The 14793-nt window shown below is 40.1% G+C and carries 14 protein-coding genes and 1 tRNA gene; 2 read left to right on the forward strand and 13 right to left on the reverse strand.

The features are described 5' to 3' along the window. Window positions 1-122: 122 nt before the first annotated feature. On the forward strand, window positions 123-1145 hold the full coding sequence (locus tag G9X62_RS00145; RefSeq protein WP_223130820.1) for a DUF6268 family outer membrane beta-barrel protein: 1023 nt from the start codon (window positions 123-125) through the stop codon (window positions 1143-1145). A gap of 39 nt (window positions 1146-1184) precedes the next feature. Here G9X62_RS00145 and G9X62_RS00150 read toward each other — a convergent pair whose 3' ends face one another. The 13 genes from G9X62_RS00150 to G9X62_RS00210 all read right to left on the reverse strand — a co-directional run bounded on the left by G9X62_RS00150 (window position 1185) and on the right by G9X62_RS00210 (window position 13897). After that, window positions 1185-1646: a DUF2147 domain-containing protein gene (locus G9X62_RS00150; RefSeq protein ID WP_223130821.1), complete on the reverse strand. Its 462-nt coding sequence runs from the start codon at window positions 1644-1646 to the stop codon at window positions 1185-1187. Between the two features lie 18 nt (window positions 1647-1664). Beyond that, window positions 1665-3050 (reverse strand): aminopeptidase P N-terminal domain-containing protein, encoded by a 1386-nt coding sequence (locus tag G9X62_RS00155; RefSeq protein ID WP_223130822.1) that lies wholly within the window; start codon window positions 3048-3050, stop codon window positions 1665-1667. Window positions 3051-3110: 60 nt separating this feature from the next. Beyond that, window positions 3111-3659: a hypothetical protein gene (locus tag G9X62_RS00160; protein WP_223130823.1), complete on the reverse strand. Its 549-nt coding sequence runs from the start codon at window positions 3657-3659 to the stop codon at window positions 3111-3113. A 65-nt stretch (window positions 3660-3724) separates the two neighbouring features. Next, window positions 3725-5806, reverse strand: coding sequence for a hypothetical protein (locus G9X62_RS00165; protein ID WP_223130824.1), 2082 nt, complete (start codon window positions 5804-5806; stop codon window positions 3725-3727). Next, window positions 5807-6898: a glycoside hydrolase family 88/105 protein gene (locus G9X62_RS00170; protein ID WP_223130825.1), complete on the reverse strand. Its 1092-nt coding sequence runs from the start codon at window positions 6896-6898 to the stop codon at window positions 5807-5809. Continuing rightward, a complete protein-coding gene (rhaM, locus tag G9X62_RS00175) occupies window positions 6898-7212 on the reverse strand; it encodes an L-rhamnose mutarotase (protein ID WP_223130826.1) in 315 nt (104 codons plus the stop codon). Before rhaM ends, G9X62_RS00170 begins: the two co-directional genes overlap by 1 nt. 39 nt (window positions 7213-7251) lie before the next feature. Beyond that, window positions 7252-8265, reverse strand: coding sequence for a threonine aldolase family protein (locus tag G9X62_RS00180; RefSeq protein WP_223130827.1), 1014 nt, complete (start codon window positions 8263-8265; stop codon window positions 7252-7254). A 1-nt stretch (window position 8266) separates the two neighbouring features. Further along, entirely contained in the window at window positions 8267-10459 is a 2193-nt protein-coding gene (locus G9X62_RS00185) for a carbohydrate binding family 9 domain-containing protein (protein ID WP_223130828.1), read from the reverse strand. Beyond that, window positions 10460-11563, reverse strand: coding sequence for an Lnb N-terminal periplasmic domain-containing protein (locus G9X62_RS00190; RefSeq protein ID WP_223130829.1), 1104 nt, complete (start codon window positions 11561-11563; stop codon window positions 10460-10462). Next, window positions 11564-12235, reverse strand: a complete 672-nt coding sequence (rsmI, locus tag G9X62_RS00195) for a 16S rRNA (cytidine(1402)-2'-O)-methyltransferase (RefSeq protein WP_223130830.1) — start codon at window positions 12233-12235, stop codon at window positions 11564-11566. A gap of 62 nt (window positions 12236-12297) precedes the next feature. Continuing rightward, window positions 12298-12385: transfer RNA gene (locus G9X62_RS00200), tRNA-Ser, on the reverse strand. Window positions 12386-12450: 65 nt separating this feature from the next. After that, window positions 12451-13200, reverse strand: coding sequence for a tRNA (adenosine(37)-N6)-dimethylallyltransferase (locus G9X62_RS00205; RefSeq protein WP_223130831.1), 750 nt, complete (start codon window positions 13198-13200; stop codon window positions 12451-12453). Next, complete coding sequence (locus tag G9X62_RS00210) at window positions 13190-13897, reverse strand: hypothetical protein (RefSeq protein WP_223130832.1); 708 nt, start codon at window positions 13895-13897, stop codon at window positions 13190-13192. Before G9X62_RS00210 ends, G9X62_RS00205 begins: the two co-directional genes overlap by 11 nt. Before the next feature lie 65 nt (window positions 13898-13962). Here G9X62_RS00210 and kduI point away from each other — a divergent pair, with 65 nt between their 5' ends. After that, window positions 13963-14793 carry a 5-dehydro-4-deoxy-D-glucuronate isomerase gene (kduI, locus tag G9X62_RS00215; RefSeq protein WP_223130833.1) on the forward strand — a complete coding sequence of 277 codons (831 nt, stop codon included), beginning with the start codon at window positions 13963-13965 and terminating at the stop codon, window positions 14791-14793.

Here is a 14793-nt window from a genome sequence, read left to right on the forward strand (position 1 = left end):
TTAAGTTCAGTATTTGAAGCATTCATTAGTTCGAAAGAATAAATGAATGCTTTTTTATTTGCCCGTTTAATTTTCATAAAACATTTTGGAATATATTTACGCAATTTTAAAACCCACTCTACATGAAAATTTTATATTCTATTTGTTTCACTCTTATCTCCTTTTTATCTATTTCCCAAACAGATAGCACCGAAGTCCTAGAGGATTACAGCAACTACGGTGAGCCTGAAGGTGTAAAAAGATACACCACGCAGAAAGTGCTTAACCAAACACCTCAAAAAATCATTAGTGTTGGTTATGAATACAACGGTGAATTTCACATGCCGGGCATTCGAATTGCGGAATCCTTTTCTATTCTAGAAGACAAACATGTAAGCCAAGTAAATGTATTTAAGGCGCAAGTGAATGTTCCAGTTGTCGCAACTAACAAAATCATTTGGCAATTGGGAGCTAATTATTGGGGATCAAAATTTGCCGTTGAAAACCCTGGTAGTAATGCATTTGCAAAACAATTAAATCAAACTTCACTCATCAGCGCTGGATTAAATACAACAATATTCAAACCTCTGAATGAGACCAATTTTATGATTTTTCAAGCAAGCGCAGATGTCAATGGCTTATTTAATGAAAATGCTAAGGTTACGTCAAATGCCCTGACCATCAGTGCAACAGCCATTTATGGATGGAAAAAATCAGAGAAAAATATGATTGGTACAGGTATCGCTAGATCATATAGAGCTGGCAGGTTGATGTATTTTCCGGTATTGTTTTGGAACAAAACGTTCAATGATAAATGGGGTATGGAATTATTACTTCCTGCTAAAGGATTTATCAGATATAATATCAACACCTCGAACATGATTCAGGCAGGATTTGAATTAGAAGGAAACCAATTCTCTATGCCAATTCCTTCTACTCAACGAGATTTATTTTATATACAACGAGGGGAGTTAAAACCAAGAATCATGTGGGATAAGAAAATCACTGGATTTTTATGGTTTAGTGCACAAGTCGGATTACGCTATAACTACCGATTTGATGTAATGAATAAATATGACGGAAAAGAAGATAATGACAGCTATTTTTCAAGTAAGCTAGGGAATCCTCTCTACTTTAATATCAGTTTAAACTTAGTTTCTCCCTAACAAAAAAAGGCTCCTGATGGAGCCTTTTTTTTATTAAAGTTATTTAGCCACTTGCCTTGTCCAAGTATCTGTTCGTCCAATAATTGAGACACCGATATATCCACGTACCTCAAGTGAATTATTATTTATCAACTTCATTGTAGAGGAATACGTATTCCCATTCTTAGGGTCATAAATATTGCCATCCTCCCAAACATTTTCACCTTTAGAAACAAATCCCCAAATATTAATTAATCCTAACACCGGTTTTGTTTTAGCGGAAGGATCGGCATTATTCTTATCTAATTTGGGCTTACCTGTTTCTGGATCAATCGGCTCCTTCAACCAAACCACTCTTCCTTGGTATTTATCACCGTTTTTATAAATTTTCACCATGGCATTGCCCTCCCCTGTTTTCCAAACACCTAATATGGCATCTGGATTATCAAGTGCAATGGAATTGAATGATTGAAGGAATAAACCTACAAAGAGAAAAACAAATATTTTTTTAGTCGTTGACATAATTGACAGTGGTTTAGTTTAAAAAATAGATTTCTGTGCTGCCATCTTTTCGATTTCAGCCACTGAACGAGGAGAACCTTGAGAAAGGTTCACATTTCCTTTTTCGGTAATTAAAATATCATCTTCGATACGGATACCAATATTCCACCATTTCTTATCACACTTACTTCCAGCTGGAATATAAATACCTGGTTCAACGGTTACCACCACACCTGCTGCTAAAACGCGAGGTCCTAAATCATGTACATCTAAACCTAAATGATGTGAAGTTCCGTGAGGGAAATACGTACGCGCTTCTTTCTCATTAGCCACAATGCCTAATTTGATTAAACCTGCATTCACTACAGCTCGGGAAGCTGCGTCTATATCACTAAATGGAGCACCAGCTTTACAAGCTGCAATTCCTGCATCCTGAGCAGCAAGAACGATTTCATACAAGGCTTTTTGCGCCTCTGAGAATTTTCCATTCGCTGGAACCGTTCTTGTAACGTCCGCTGAATAACCGTGGTATTCTGCTGCACAATCACTTAATAATAAATCTCCCTCTTTTATCGTCTTCAAATTCGTGATATAATGTAAAACGCAGGCATTTTCTGCTGCACCATTGATACTATTATAACCAGGATATTCCGAACCCTCTTTTTTGAAATGGTATTCCATGATCGCCTGAGCCTGGTATTCTTTCATACCTGGTTTTACTGCACGCATCACGTCATTATGACCTAAAACACTGATGGAAGCTGCTTTTTGAATTAAAGCGATCTCTTCAGGTAATTTAATGCCACGTAGGTTTCTTAGGGTATTTAATGTAGATCTAGATGCCAATGGCTTTGCGTTTGAAATCACTAAACTATCCACTAACGAGGCCATGCGAGTTAAAGGATCTGGCTTTACTTGGTATTTAGCAAAAATACCCTCTGTACGGTACAACGTATAGACAGAATCAACACCTGCCAAAGAAATGGCAGAGCTTGTAAATTGGTCATTGATGAACACATTTTCCATCTTGCTCTTGGCTTTGAAACCGTCCACTCCAAGAATTTTACCTGTCCATAATTCTTTAAATGGATCACGGTTTTGAACAAAGATAAATTCAGTTCCAGTTTTCCCTAAAAGGGTTACTGGCTGCTTAAACAATAATAAAACAGCGTTAGGCTCTTCTAAACCTGTTAAATAGTAAAAATTTTTGTTTTGCGCATATTGAAACTCGGTGTCATTACTACGCTGACGTGTTTGTGATGCGAAAAAGATACCCACGCCTTTGTCAGACATTTTCTCTTTAAAGGCAGCACGACGACCCGCGTGAAATTCTGGACTTAAATAATCCGTTGGATAATCTTGAGCAATAGCAGATTGCAATGACAAAGTCGCGAACAATCCGATGATGAGGTGTTTGATTTTCATTGAATAATAGATATTTGAAATAGCAAGATAAGAAAAAAGGCTCCAGATGGAGCCTTTGAATTAACTTTTTTGGCCAAAATAACGACTTAACCAAAAACCACAAAGCCCCCAAGCGACTATCGCATCAATCAATTGAGCGCGTAAATCATATACTGGGTACCAAATATGCTCCGTGTAAGAGGTACTACAAAAGGCCATAAAACCAATCGCAATCGAAATACCGACAATGGTTGAACGACGTGGAATCTTCAATTTTGAAATAACCCACACTAATAAAAAAACAATCAATATATCCACAGCAAAGCCACGAATCATATTCATCGTCATATCCGTTTTATAAGAAGAGTAATAAATCACCCGAGCCCAAGGTTTACCAGCAATCGACTTAGTAAATCCTTCCAACTCCTCCATTGACTGATTATGACTCATGCGAGGCAAAATATACCCGCCGGGTGCTAATTCTTGTTTATTCAAGAAATGTAGAATCGTGTCTTGTTTAGCGGTATACTGCTGAACAGGCTCATGTAAATTTAACGCTACATGAGACATTGTCTGCCATAGAAAGATAATCAGACCGCCCACTAAGGAACCAATAATGACTTTTTTCATTTTATTATAATTGATTGAACGGTAAAATTAAGAATAAAATGCAAATATAAATGAAAAATGTTCAATTACTTGAAGCCTTCTATCTTTACTTTCCAGCTTTGTGGAAAACCAGAAAAGGAAGGATTCCCTATCTGACCTTGTGCCATCCAAGCTAAAGTGGACAATAATCCACCGTTTCCTGGCATATACAACCTCAAACGCTTATCTTGAAAGTTGTGGCCATTGTTTAAATAAGTATTCTTTTGAACCGATTTCAATAAGTAATCTACCGCCCTTTCTGAATCATGTAAACGTAATGCGGTCATAGCTAATAAAGGGTAATCCCACCCCCAAGTACTTTCCCAATTCCATACTTTATCTATTTTTTGTAAGGTAGCGCGCATTTTAATTGGATCCGTAGAAGGTAGCGGTTCTACCATTCCCATCGCCCCCGCTATTGCGGGATGATCTGAAATAAATTTAGGATTTTTGTAGGTATCACCATATCCTTCTGCTGCTTGGTAGATACCCGCCTGTTCCGGAAGAGCCGGAAAATGACTTAAGATATGAACCCATTTTTTATTAGGTAGTTTTCCTATAGTTTTTCGCCATTCTTGTGCAATTCGCAAACCCTGGTACCAATAAGCTAACTCCAATGGTGCATTATAGGTCGTAGAAAATGGAAGCGATTCCTGGGCTGGAATAAAGCCTGGCCCTAAACGATAAACGTTTCGAAGAGAATCCCAGGACAACAAATCCTCCATCGCAAATGCCGTTTCCTCCACTAAATAGTGGTATTTCTCTTGAAATGATATAGGCTTTCTTTTTGCTATCACATCCAACATATCAATAATATGAGGTTGTTGCCAAAGTAAAAAAGATCCCACAGAAGAGGGCGACTCTCCCCCATCCGGATCCGTCATTTTTTGCCATCTAACACCTCTTAATCCTTGTCTCTGGGCTAACTCTTTCGCGGCCTTGAAATTTCGTTCATACCAAGGCAAGACTTTCTCTAGGTACTCCACCTTATTCCAATAAGCAAAGTGCATTAAATGCCACCAGGTCATTTCCAAATGCGGACGTCCAAACCAGGAATTATACACCAATCCAGTTTCTTGAGGGGGCTCATTGCTGGAAGATTGAACTTTTGCCAAATACATACTAAGCACCATTCGCCGTTCTAATTCTTTGGCTCGTTGATCCTTCACCTGCCCAAAATCAATCATTCCTCCTTTGGTCCAATAATGTTCCCACTCTTTTCTTCCCTTCAAACGCGCAGCCATGAACTTGCTAAATCTAACCTCACCAAATCCAATCGCCATTTCAACCTGAGCTGATTGATTTGCTTTAATCTCAAACATGTGAGCACCTAAATTCCGAACTTGAATGGCCTCATTAGCTTGTATAGTCACAGGGTAAAGTAATGAATCAATTTGATGGTGAAATATCACTTTCTGAAGTAAGGAATCAGAAAGAAAGGATTTGTGTTTTTCCGGAAAAGCATCGGTAACCCCTTCGTCTAAAAATTGCTGTGAGGGAAAAGGAAAATCTAATTGAAAACTTAATCGACCTGAAACAAGTAAGGGCGATTCAACATTCGTATAGATTATATCTTCTTGAGGGTCAGAAAATGTAAACACCTTAACAGGAACCCCTTCCACTGAAAATGAAGATTGAATTTCTCCTCTGTAAGGATTTAAAATTTGTTTTATATCCTTTATATCTTTCAAGGAAGCCAATGATCCATTAGAAAGCATTATACGAAAACCCCAATGACCCAAATGAATTCGATGGGGATTCGCTCTGAAATAATCTGTTGCGGCATCTTTTCGGGCATTTTTATGCGCTTGCAAGGCATAAGTCATGGGTCTACCAGCATAATTTTCAGTGCGGTAAGTTTCGGAACGCTGAAAGTTTTCTGGGTTGGAGAAAGAATGCCAGGACCAAGAACTTTGAGTACCTAAGGGAATACCTTTTGCATAATAAGCAGGAAAGGTTTGCAAACCTGTTGCATCGACTGTGAAGGCAAAATGCCCATTTCCTACTGACAAGGAAGATAAAGTATCTAAAGTATAATTATATACTTTATGCCGTTCTATTACCTCTTTCCGATCTATTTTTTGCGCAAAAACAGCCACGGAAAGAAATAATAGCAGCAGAACCCTCATTTATTTTGCTTTTAAAATTTCCGATCCAGCTAATAAATAACATCCTGCACCAAAATCCTCGAAGTTAGGCACAGATGTCTTAGTCACAGGTTGACCATCTTTAGGTTCCTTACCTGTTCCTTGCACATAAGCTAAAAAACCATTGGGTTGAACACAGGAATCAATGGCTTTCCAACCCTTATCAACTGACTTCTGGTATTTCGATGCAGGCAATAAACCTGAGCGAATTCCCCAAGCCATCCCGTAAACAAATAAAGAAGTACCCGTCAATTCAGGTCCACCATAATTGGATTCATCCATCAAACTGACATTGTAAAAGCCATCTTTACGCTGTAAAGGCAATAAAGCAGCCGCAAGATCTTGGAAATCTTTCACATACTCGGCTCTGTGGGGTGCATTGGCAGGCATTAGATCCAACGTTCTCGCTAATGCCGCAAAAACCCATCCATTACCTCTGGACCAATAACAATTCGTACCATTCGGTTCTTTGTAGGGAGGAATGAAGTCTTTGTCTCTCCACCACAAATGCTCCTGCTGGTTATATAGTTTAGCTTTCGTATCCGCATACAAATCATGCATTTTAGTAAAATACTTATCCTCTTTAAAACGAACGCCTAAACGGGTGTAAACAGGCATACTCATTTGAAGGCAATCAATCCAAGACCAATCATTCGACTTATCAGTCGCAACCATATTATCAATATTCTCTTTAATGGGTTTGATGCGAGCAGAATCAGCTTTCAAGTCGAATAAGTCCAAATAAACCTGCCCACAGGCTTGATCATCCGCATTTCTTGTCTTAAGGCCATTGCGCAAGGACCAATGATGAAATTCACCCCAATCTTCCATATATTTTAAATCAGAGGCACGCGGATCTAGTTTATACAATTCCATTAAGCCCTCATAAAAGACGGCACGCGTCCAAATATTGGAAGGGCGAGTCTTGTCTGGACTCACTATTACTTTCGTCACATCTGGCCAAACACTTTGGAAATACGATTTAGCTACATGCATATGTTGCAAGACCTGAGTGCGATCCGGCTTTGCAGCGAAAATACTGAATGGTAATAATAGAAAGAGTAATTTCTTCATCAGGCGAAATAAAAGACAGGTGTTAAATCGATAGCAACGGGTGAATGATCTGGATTCGTCTCCATAATATCTGCCATATAGGCCCACCACTTTTTCATTACTTCCTGAGCCGGAAGCGAATCGAGTGTAGATAAATCTGGGGCTTCCAAATAGCCAAAAAGCGTACGGGTACTTTCATCCAAGAAGATGGAATAGTTTTGGATACCTACCTGATGCAATAAAACCCCTAATTCAGGCCATATTTCATCATGTCTCTTTTTGTATTCTGCCGAATGACCCGGCAGCAAATACATTTTAAACGCCTTTCGCTGCATAAGAATTGATTTCTTATAGAAGACGGAATCGAGTTAATTTTACTTAGAAATTCGTTCTGTAAATGCTTGCAAAGCTGCATCATCAAAACCTAAATGAGTCACAAAACGAACATAAGTAGGACCAAAGGGAGCACAATAAATACCCAATTCCTTTAATTCAGCCACTTTATCTACTGAAGCTATTCCCGCTTGTAATTCTAAAATGACAATATTAGTTGACACGGGAAGAATGGCTTTCACCCAAGGGAGTTTCTCACAAACGGAGGCAATGACTCTTGCGCGTGCGTGATCTTCTTTCAAACGGTCTACTTGGTTATCTAAGGCGTAAATTCCGGCCGCAGCTAATAATCCCGCTTGTCTCCATCCTCCTCCTAGACGCTTTCTAACACGCCTAGCCTTCTTAATAAAGTCTTTAGAACCGACAAGAATGGAACCGATGGGTGCCCCTAAACCCTTAGACAAACAAATGGAGATCGTATCAAACCAATTGCCAAATTGGGCAGGAGTTTGACCCGTTTCCACAATGGCATTGAAAATACGCGCGCCATCTAAATGCAGAGATAGGTTTATAGAACGACAAAAATCAGAAATTTCCTGTAAAGCTTCTGATGTATAAATACTTCCTCCGCCTTTATTTACGGTATTTTCTAAACTGACTAATCTACTCTCACAGGCATGAATATCATCAGGCGAAATGGCTGAACGGATTTGGGAAACTGTCAAACGACCTAAATCCCCTTTCAATAATTTAACAGAGGCTCCTGCGTTCGCCATAATTCCTCCCCCCTCGTATAAGTAAATATGAGAAAGTTCGTCGCAAATAACCTCTTGACCTTTGGAAACATGAACTGAAATCGCAATCTGGTTTGATTGAGTTCCGGAAACACAGAAAAGTGCGGCTTCCTTATTGAATAATTTCGCCACCTTATGCTCCAAGGTATTTACCGTAGGATCCTCACCAAACACATCATCGCCTAGAGATGCGGAAAACATCGCCTCGCGCATTCCAGGAGTTGGTAAAGTAAAGGTATCGCTACGTAATTCAATCTTCATATTAAAACTGCTTTAAGTAAGACAATTTAGCTAAAAAACTTTGTTGCTTCTGCTGGGTGCTATCCATGCCTTGAAAATTTAAGGTATTAAATACGAGGTAAACATAAGATAAAGGCTGGTATTCCCAGGCCAATCGCATATTCACCGAATTCAAGTTATCTGTTGTATTTTTCTGGTAAAAGCCTATTAATTGCAAACGCGGATTGATGGCCATTCGAGTCTCCAAAATCAATAAGTTGACTTCTTTCGTCTCACGAGCGACACCTACGTTCTCAAATTTGCTCCAGTTCCATGATAAGCCCAAATTCACATGGGGCATTGGCGCTAACCGAAACTTAGAATCAATCATTTGTAATGTTCCATCAAAAAATCCTCCCCAACCATATTCAGTAGAACCAGAATATTTAGCACTTGGATCACTCGCTAAGAAAAATCCTTTTCTAAAATACTGGTAGTTTCCTGGTTGAATGCGAATACCTACCGGGTTAAATTCATCTTCCAAGTTCTGAACGCTGCCATCAATATAAGCGCCAATGATACCCCCATTCTGCAGATTAAACCATAATGGGCCAGATACCAGTTTTTGTTCCACAATATTTCCTGTCTTCAAACTATGGTATACTTCGGTATAAACTCCCGGTTGCCAAAATCGAATAAATTTAGGCAGCCATTTCCCGCGCACATTAAAATCGAATCCTTGAGAATTAGATAATACATTTTTCCTGGAAACAAATCCCATTTCAGGATTGTAATCATCCGAAACTAAAGTATGCGTCCAATATAGGGTGACTAAATTATCTTTGTACAAAAATTGACCATACTCCGCAAATCCCTGTTTACTATTCTGCGAATCCTGCGTCATAGTACCCATTCCACTAAAAGAGAATTTATCATTGAAGCGAATAAAGGCATCTACCGCCCCAGTTGTGGCGACGTTTGAGGGGGAAGATTTAGTCGTAACAATCGCTCCTACCCTATTTTGTTTGCCAAAATTCTCGGAATAACGACCCACCAAAAAATTAGTAAATGGATCACCATCTCCCTCGCCTTGCCGCATATAAATTCCTCCAAAATTTCTTTTCTCAGAACGATAAACAAACCGAGTTCCTGCAGTAATGGCAATGGGATTTACATTTTGATCTAAACCTATCGTACGACTAAAGAAGGGCTGAATGTACATCGAACCGCCTACCACTTCACTAACAGGGGCTAAACCTGCTGAAAAAAGCGAGGCATTCTCTAAGAAAAACTGACGACGCTCCGGGAAGAATACAGAAAAACGAGAGATGTTATTTACCTGTCTATCCACATCTGCTTGCGCAAAATCCGTATTGAAGGTAAAGTCCATCACGGAGGTAGGACTGATTGCCCACTTAATTTCGCCACCTAATTTTAATTCCGAGGTATTGGAATTCCCTATTTCTGTGCCTTCCGAATTCTTCGAAACCTGCAAGAGGTAGGGAACAAATCGAATGTTAGTAGAAGTGGGTGGCGGCGGAATAATCCCCGTTAATTTGCCCGCGTAGTCCATGCGCAATGGAGTCATCGAACGAGGATGTGGCGACCAAACCGATAATTCATTGCTAGAACGTCGCAAACGAAAGAAATTAATTCCCCAATCTTGGGCTTTTATACCATCTGTTTTAGGATAACGTAAGGTCTGCCAAGGTATCGCAAACTCAGCTACCCAGGAAGAATCTGAACGATGTGTTCTCACCCGATACAATCCATCCCAATCCACATCATATTGACGATCATCAAAGGCTAATAAATCACGTTGAGCACCATAGGAATTAGTCTCCAAAACAATGGCATTCCGTTTATCATTAAATCCGTCAATCGAAACACCAAATGTTTCATTTTCATCAAAATCAAAATCGCGCTTCAAATTAGGAGCACGATACGAATTCTTCCCTATGCTATCATGCATGATAGCCGCCACATACAGAAATTGCTGATTGTAAAGTAGTTTAACGGTCGAATTGAAAGACGCCTTTCGTCCTTGAAAAGGTTCTACCTGAAAGTCCAAATTCACCAAAGGAGCCTTTGCCCATTCAGCTTCATCTAAATGTCCATCCGCTTTCAAGAGGCGTTCTATCTTTAACGGCTGAAATTCCTTCCGCTGTTCTAAAGGCTTAAATACCTCTTGGGAGTAGCCGCAAAAGGAGATGAAGAGTAAGAGGTAAAAACGCATTTATTTTTTGATGAAGGATAAATAGCACACGCGAATAAAAATAGGCAATCCGACCAATACCATGGGAGCGAATTGAATACCAGACCAAATAAGCCCGATAAAACACAAAATGCTGATGATTTGCAGGTATTTTTTCCATTTCAACGGATCCTTTGCAAACCAAATCACTAGAGGGAAATTCAATGGAAACAACATCAACGATGCCGGATTCCATGCCATCACCTCATGGTTAGTGGCAGTACCTAAAAAGAAGATGAACCAAGCTAAAATTCCGATTACAGAAAACAAAGCCACATCTGCAGCATATGAAAATCGTTTTTTATAGGTCGTTAACCCTACTAATACGATTAAAACACCTAAAATCACATAAGGTCCAGTGAAATCAAAACCTGCTTTATCTGACACTTCAGCATCAAATAACGTAACTGGGTTAGCCGAAAGTCCTTTGGCCAGATTAGTAGCAGACGCTAAATTATCCGGCAAATAACACGCTTGAGACGCATCAGTTTTAACGTTCGAAGGAATCCCCAAGGCTAAATTCATCCCTACAGTCACATATGAATTAGACTCCAGGTATTTATTCATCCAATCACGGTAAGATTTACCTTCCAGAGATGGGATCTGATTCCAGGTGTATTTCCCAGGTGCATTACGCTCAATCATATCGCGAATCCGCGTAGAGCAATTGTCATAGAAAAATTTATAGGCATACTCCCTATTTTCAGGCAAAAGGTTCTTTTCTAAGGCTTGGAAAATGGCATTTTTCTGAAGGGAATCGAGTTGTAATTTTTGAGCGATCATCCCACGCTTTTCGTATTGGGCATTGTAATTAAACTCATCCTGCATCGAATGAACAGAAATGGTATACGGCAGGGTCCCCATCAAGAATTTCAAATAGAAATTCTCCGTTTTAAAATCGAAAGTACCATAACTATAGGCCCGATCAATTCCATTCATCGGATCATTAACCCAGAGAATGGTATGGCCAAAAGCCGAATGCAATTCCTTGCCTGGTGCGACCGTCACTAAAACCACTTCTGCCTTAGAGCTCAACTGAGCCTTCGTAGCCAAAGAAATCAACAAGAATAAAAGGATCTTTTTCATCTATTTTCCAGCAATAACAATCACAATTTCACCTCTTACTTTATCCGGATGCGCCGTGAAATAAGCTAACACTTCTGTAGCTGTTCCTCGTATCATTTGTTCGTGCAGCTTACTTATCTCACGTCCCACCATAACTAATCGATCAGCCGAGATAAACTCAATTATTTGTTCCAATGCTTTCACTAAGCGATGCGGCGATTCATATAGAACAATCGTTCTATCTTCCTCTGCTAACGCCTTCCAGCGAGTTTGACGCCCTTTTTTATGAGGTAAAAAGCCTTCATAAACGAAACGATCTGTAGGGAAACCGGAGTTCACTAAAGCAGGAACAAAGGCCGTTGCACCGGGTAATGATTCCACCTCAATGCCATTATCTACACATGCTTTCACTAGAAGATAACCTGGATCAGAGATACCTGGTGTTCCCGCATCAGAAATTAAGGCTAATGATTTACCTTCCTTTAACATCTTGATAACCCCCGGAACACCGGTGTGTTCATTGTGGGCGTGGTGGGAATACAAAGGTTTGGAGATATTAAGATGCTTCAGTAATTGACCTGAATTGCGTGTATCTTCCGCTAAAATCCCGTCTACCTCTCCCAGTACCCGAATGGCACGCAGCGTGATATCTTCTAAATTCCCAATGGGGGTAGGTACGAGGTATAATTTCATTCCGAAATTTAATTAAATGACCTGAAACAAAAAAAGCGAAACTTTCGTTTCGCTTTTCGCTCTGGTAGAGAGTGAGGGATTCGAACCCCCGGACCTGTAACAGTCAACAGTTTTCAAGACTGCCGCAATCGACCACTCTGCCAACTCTCTGTCTCCTTAAGAGATTGCAAAAGTAAGGCGTTTTTCCAGATTTTGCAATACTCTTATTCAAAATTTTAGATAAAATTCAAGATATAATCTCTTTTCGCCTGAAAATCAAGGGCATCCGGAATCCAATTAATTTCAATTCCGGCCCGCTCCATTTTCCTAAAATACGTCATTTGGCGTTTAGCAAACTGGTGAATCGCCGTTTCCAAGCCTTTTTCAAATTCCTCTTTGGTAATTATTCCCTCCACATAATTCACGATCCATTTATATTCCAAGCCCATCCAACGCAATTCTTCTGGATGGACCCCATCAAATAAAAGCTGCTGGACTTCTTCTAACATCCCCTCATTCAATCTAGCCTGAAAACGAGTACTTATTTTCTCTCTTCTCGTTTCAGTGGATGGGTTTAGGCCGAAAACGGTATACTTAAATTGAATGTCTAAAGGTTCAGACAAGAAATGAGGCACATGGGAGAATTGGTAATTAGCTAACAAAGATTCTATATACAACCCTGTTCCGCCACAAAGTATGGGTTGTTTTCCTCTCGCAAAAACGTCGTTGATTGCATCGAAAGCGGCCTTTTGGAAATGAGCAACGGAGAAAGCCTCTCCTATTTCATGGCTATCGATTAGATGATATGGGATGAAACCATATTCCTTTAAGTCTTTTCCGGTACCTATATCGAGGCGACGGTAAATTTGGCGGGAGTCTGCAGAAATGATTTCGCCATCTAAGGCGCACGCTAGTTCTACGGCTAATGCCGTTTTACCACTAGCAGTAGGTCCCAATAAAACGATAAGCTTCTGATCAGTAGACATAACGTAATTTTAAATTCCCTTTATTCATTCTGTTACCTAATTGAATGGGGGCCGTCTCTCCTATTTTGGCAAATCCTACAGACAAAAAACCTTTACCCGTATTCCATTCCTTGTCCACGTAGGTCATCACATTGTGTGTTTCTGGATGCAAATCTTTATAGGCTTGCAAGAATTTCGTCAAACCTCCTACGAGACGAATGCTGGATAAAGTGGCAATTTCCACTAATTCTCCTGAATGACATCCCTCAAGTCCGGCTTCTTTCATCTTTATCGATTTCCCAAAAACTGCCACCGCTAGCAGTGGATGACCCTCGTAGGTATAGGTACTTTCAATCCCCCGAAAAACACGATGAGGTGGAACGATACAGCCTAGATAGCTAGAACCTTTTAAAAAACCTTTCACGTGCTCATTGTCTAAAAATTCCCGTGCCGTCTCCGAATCAATCGAAACGATACGGGTGTCGCGGGCAAAAACAGAACGTAAAGACTTCACTCGAGCAATTATATGTTTTTCAATAGAGGAGCGTCGCATGAGCCATTGATCTTCCCCAATACAAATATCACCCTCCTGGCTTTCTCCTGGAATTGCTTTTACGCGTACCTTTGACCCCTCTTGTTGCCATAAGTCACCACCCATCGATTGAAAACCGATTGAAAGGAGGAAATGAGCGAGGGTATGTGGGAACTCTTTTAGCATAAAACGTGTAAATATACAGTAGAATTAGGCGCAAAAGCGCTTTGAAAACAAAAAAACATATTAGAATGGACTATAGATTTGAGGCGAGCCGAAAAGAGGTTTCCACCTTTACAAACCAAGAAATCAGAGATAATTTCTTAATCTCAACCATCTTTCAAGCCGATGAAATTAAATTAACCTACACCATTTATGATCGTATGATCATCGGTGGAGCCATGCCTGTATTGAACACGTTGCACCTACCAAATCCAGAAAAATTACGGGCTAATTTCTTCCTTGAAAGACGTGAATTAGGGATTATCAACGTAGGTGGAAAAGGAACGGTGACTGCGGATGGAGAACAATTTACCATCGATAAATTAGGGGCTGTTTATGTGGGTCGTGGCGTAAAAGAGGTAAGCTTTAGCTCGGAATCTTCGGATAATCCGGCGCAATTCTACCTATTGTCTTCCCCAGCGCACGCAAATTACCCGAATGCGAAATTAGATCGCGAGCAGGTGACGACAGTGGTTTTAGGAAGTTTAGAGACTTCGAATCACCGCACTATCTATAAATACATTCACAACGAGGGCATTCAATCCTGCCAATTAGTGATGGGATTGACGATTTTAGAACCGGGTTCGGTTTGGAATACGATGCCGGCTCACGTACACGATAGAAGAATGGAAGCGTATTTATACTTCGATGTTACACCAGGTCACGCTGTATTGCATTTGATGGGCGAAACAACGGAGACGAAGCACATTTGGGTGCATAACCACCAAGCAATTATTTCTCCACCTTGGTCGATTCACAGTGGATCTGGCACAAAGAACTATTCCTTTATTTGGGGAATGGCGGGTGAAAACAAAGATTATACCGATATGGATTTCGCTGAAATCGCTGATTTACGTTAA

Origin of the sequence: Aquirufa lenticrescens (assembly GCF_019916085.1) — a bacterium.
In the GTDB taxonomy this organism is placed as follows: Bacteria; Bacteroidota; Bacteroidia; order Cytophagales; family Spirosomataceae; genus Aquirufa; species Aquirufa lenticrescens.

What these genes read in the sequence shown, in the direction of transcription:
- G9X62_RS00145 (WP_223130820.1), top strand. Translation starts at nt 123, where the DNA reads ATGAAAATTTTATATTCTATTTGTTTCACTCTTATCTCCTTTTTATCT.
- G9X62_RS00150 (WP_223130821.1), bottom strand. Translation starts at nt 1,646, where the DNA reads ATGTCAACGACTAAAAAAATATTTGTTTTTCTCTTTGTAGGTTTATTC.
- G9X62_RS00155 (WP_223130822.1), bottom strand. Translation starts at nt 3,050, where the DNA reads ATGAAAATCAAACACCTCATCATCGGATTGTTCGCGACTTTGTCATTG.
- G9X62_RS00160 (WP_223130823.1), bottom strand. Translation starts at nt 3,659, where the DNA reads ATGAAAAAAGTCATTATTGGTTCCTTAGTGGGCGGTCTGATTATCTTT.
- G9X62_RS00165 (WP_223130824.1), bottom strand. Translation starts at nt 5,806, where the DNA reads ATGAGGGTTCTGCTGCTATTATTTCTTTCCGTGGCTGTTTTTGCGCAA.
- G9X62_RS00170 (WP_223130825.1), bottom strand. Translation starts at nt 6,898, where the DNA reads ATGAAGAAATTACTCTTTCTATTATTACCATTCAGTATTTTCGCTGCA.
- rhaM (WP_223130826.1), bottom strand. Translation starts at nt 7,212, where the DNA reads ATGCAGCGAAAGGCGTTTAAAATGTATTTGCTGCCGGGTCATTCGGCA.
- G9X62_RS00180 (WP_223130827.1), bottom strand. Translation starts at nt 8,265, where the DNA reads ATGAAGATTGAATTACGTAGCGATACCTTTACTTTACCAACTCCTGGA.
- G9X62_RS00185 (WP_223130828.1), bottom strand. Translation starts at nt 10,459, where the DNA reads ATGCGTTTTTACCTCTTACTCTTCATCTCCTTTTGCGGCTACTCCCAA.
- G9X62_RS00190 (WP_223130829.1), bottom strand. Translation starts at nt 11,563, where the DNA reads ATGAAAAAGATCCTTTTATTCTTGTTGATTTCTTTGGCTACGAAGGCT.
- rsmI (WP_223130830.1), bottom strand. Translation starts at nt 12,235, where the DNA reads ATGAAATTATACCTCGTACCTACCCCCATTGGGAATTTAGAAGATATC.
- G9X62_RS00205 (WP_223130831.1), bottom strand. Translation starts at nt 13,200, where the DNA reads ATGTCTACTGATCAGAAGCTTATCGTTTTATTGGGACCTACTGCTAGT.
- G9X62_RS00210 (WP_223130832.1), bottom strand. Translation starts at nt 13,897, where the DNA reads ATGCTAAAAGAGTTCCCACATACCCTCGCTCATTTCCTCCTTTCAATC.
- kduI (WP_223130833.1), top strand. Translation starts at nt 13,963, where the DNA reads ATGGACTATAGATTTGAGGCGAGCCGAAAAGAGGTTTCCACCTTTACA.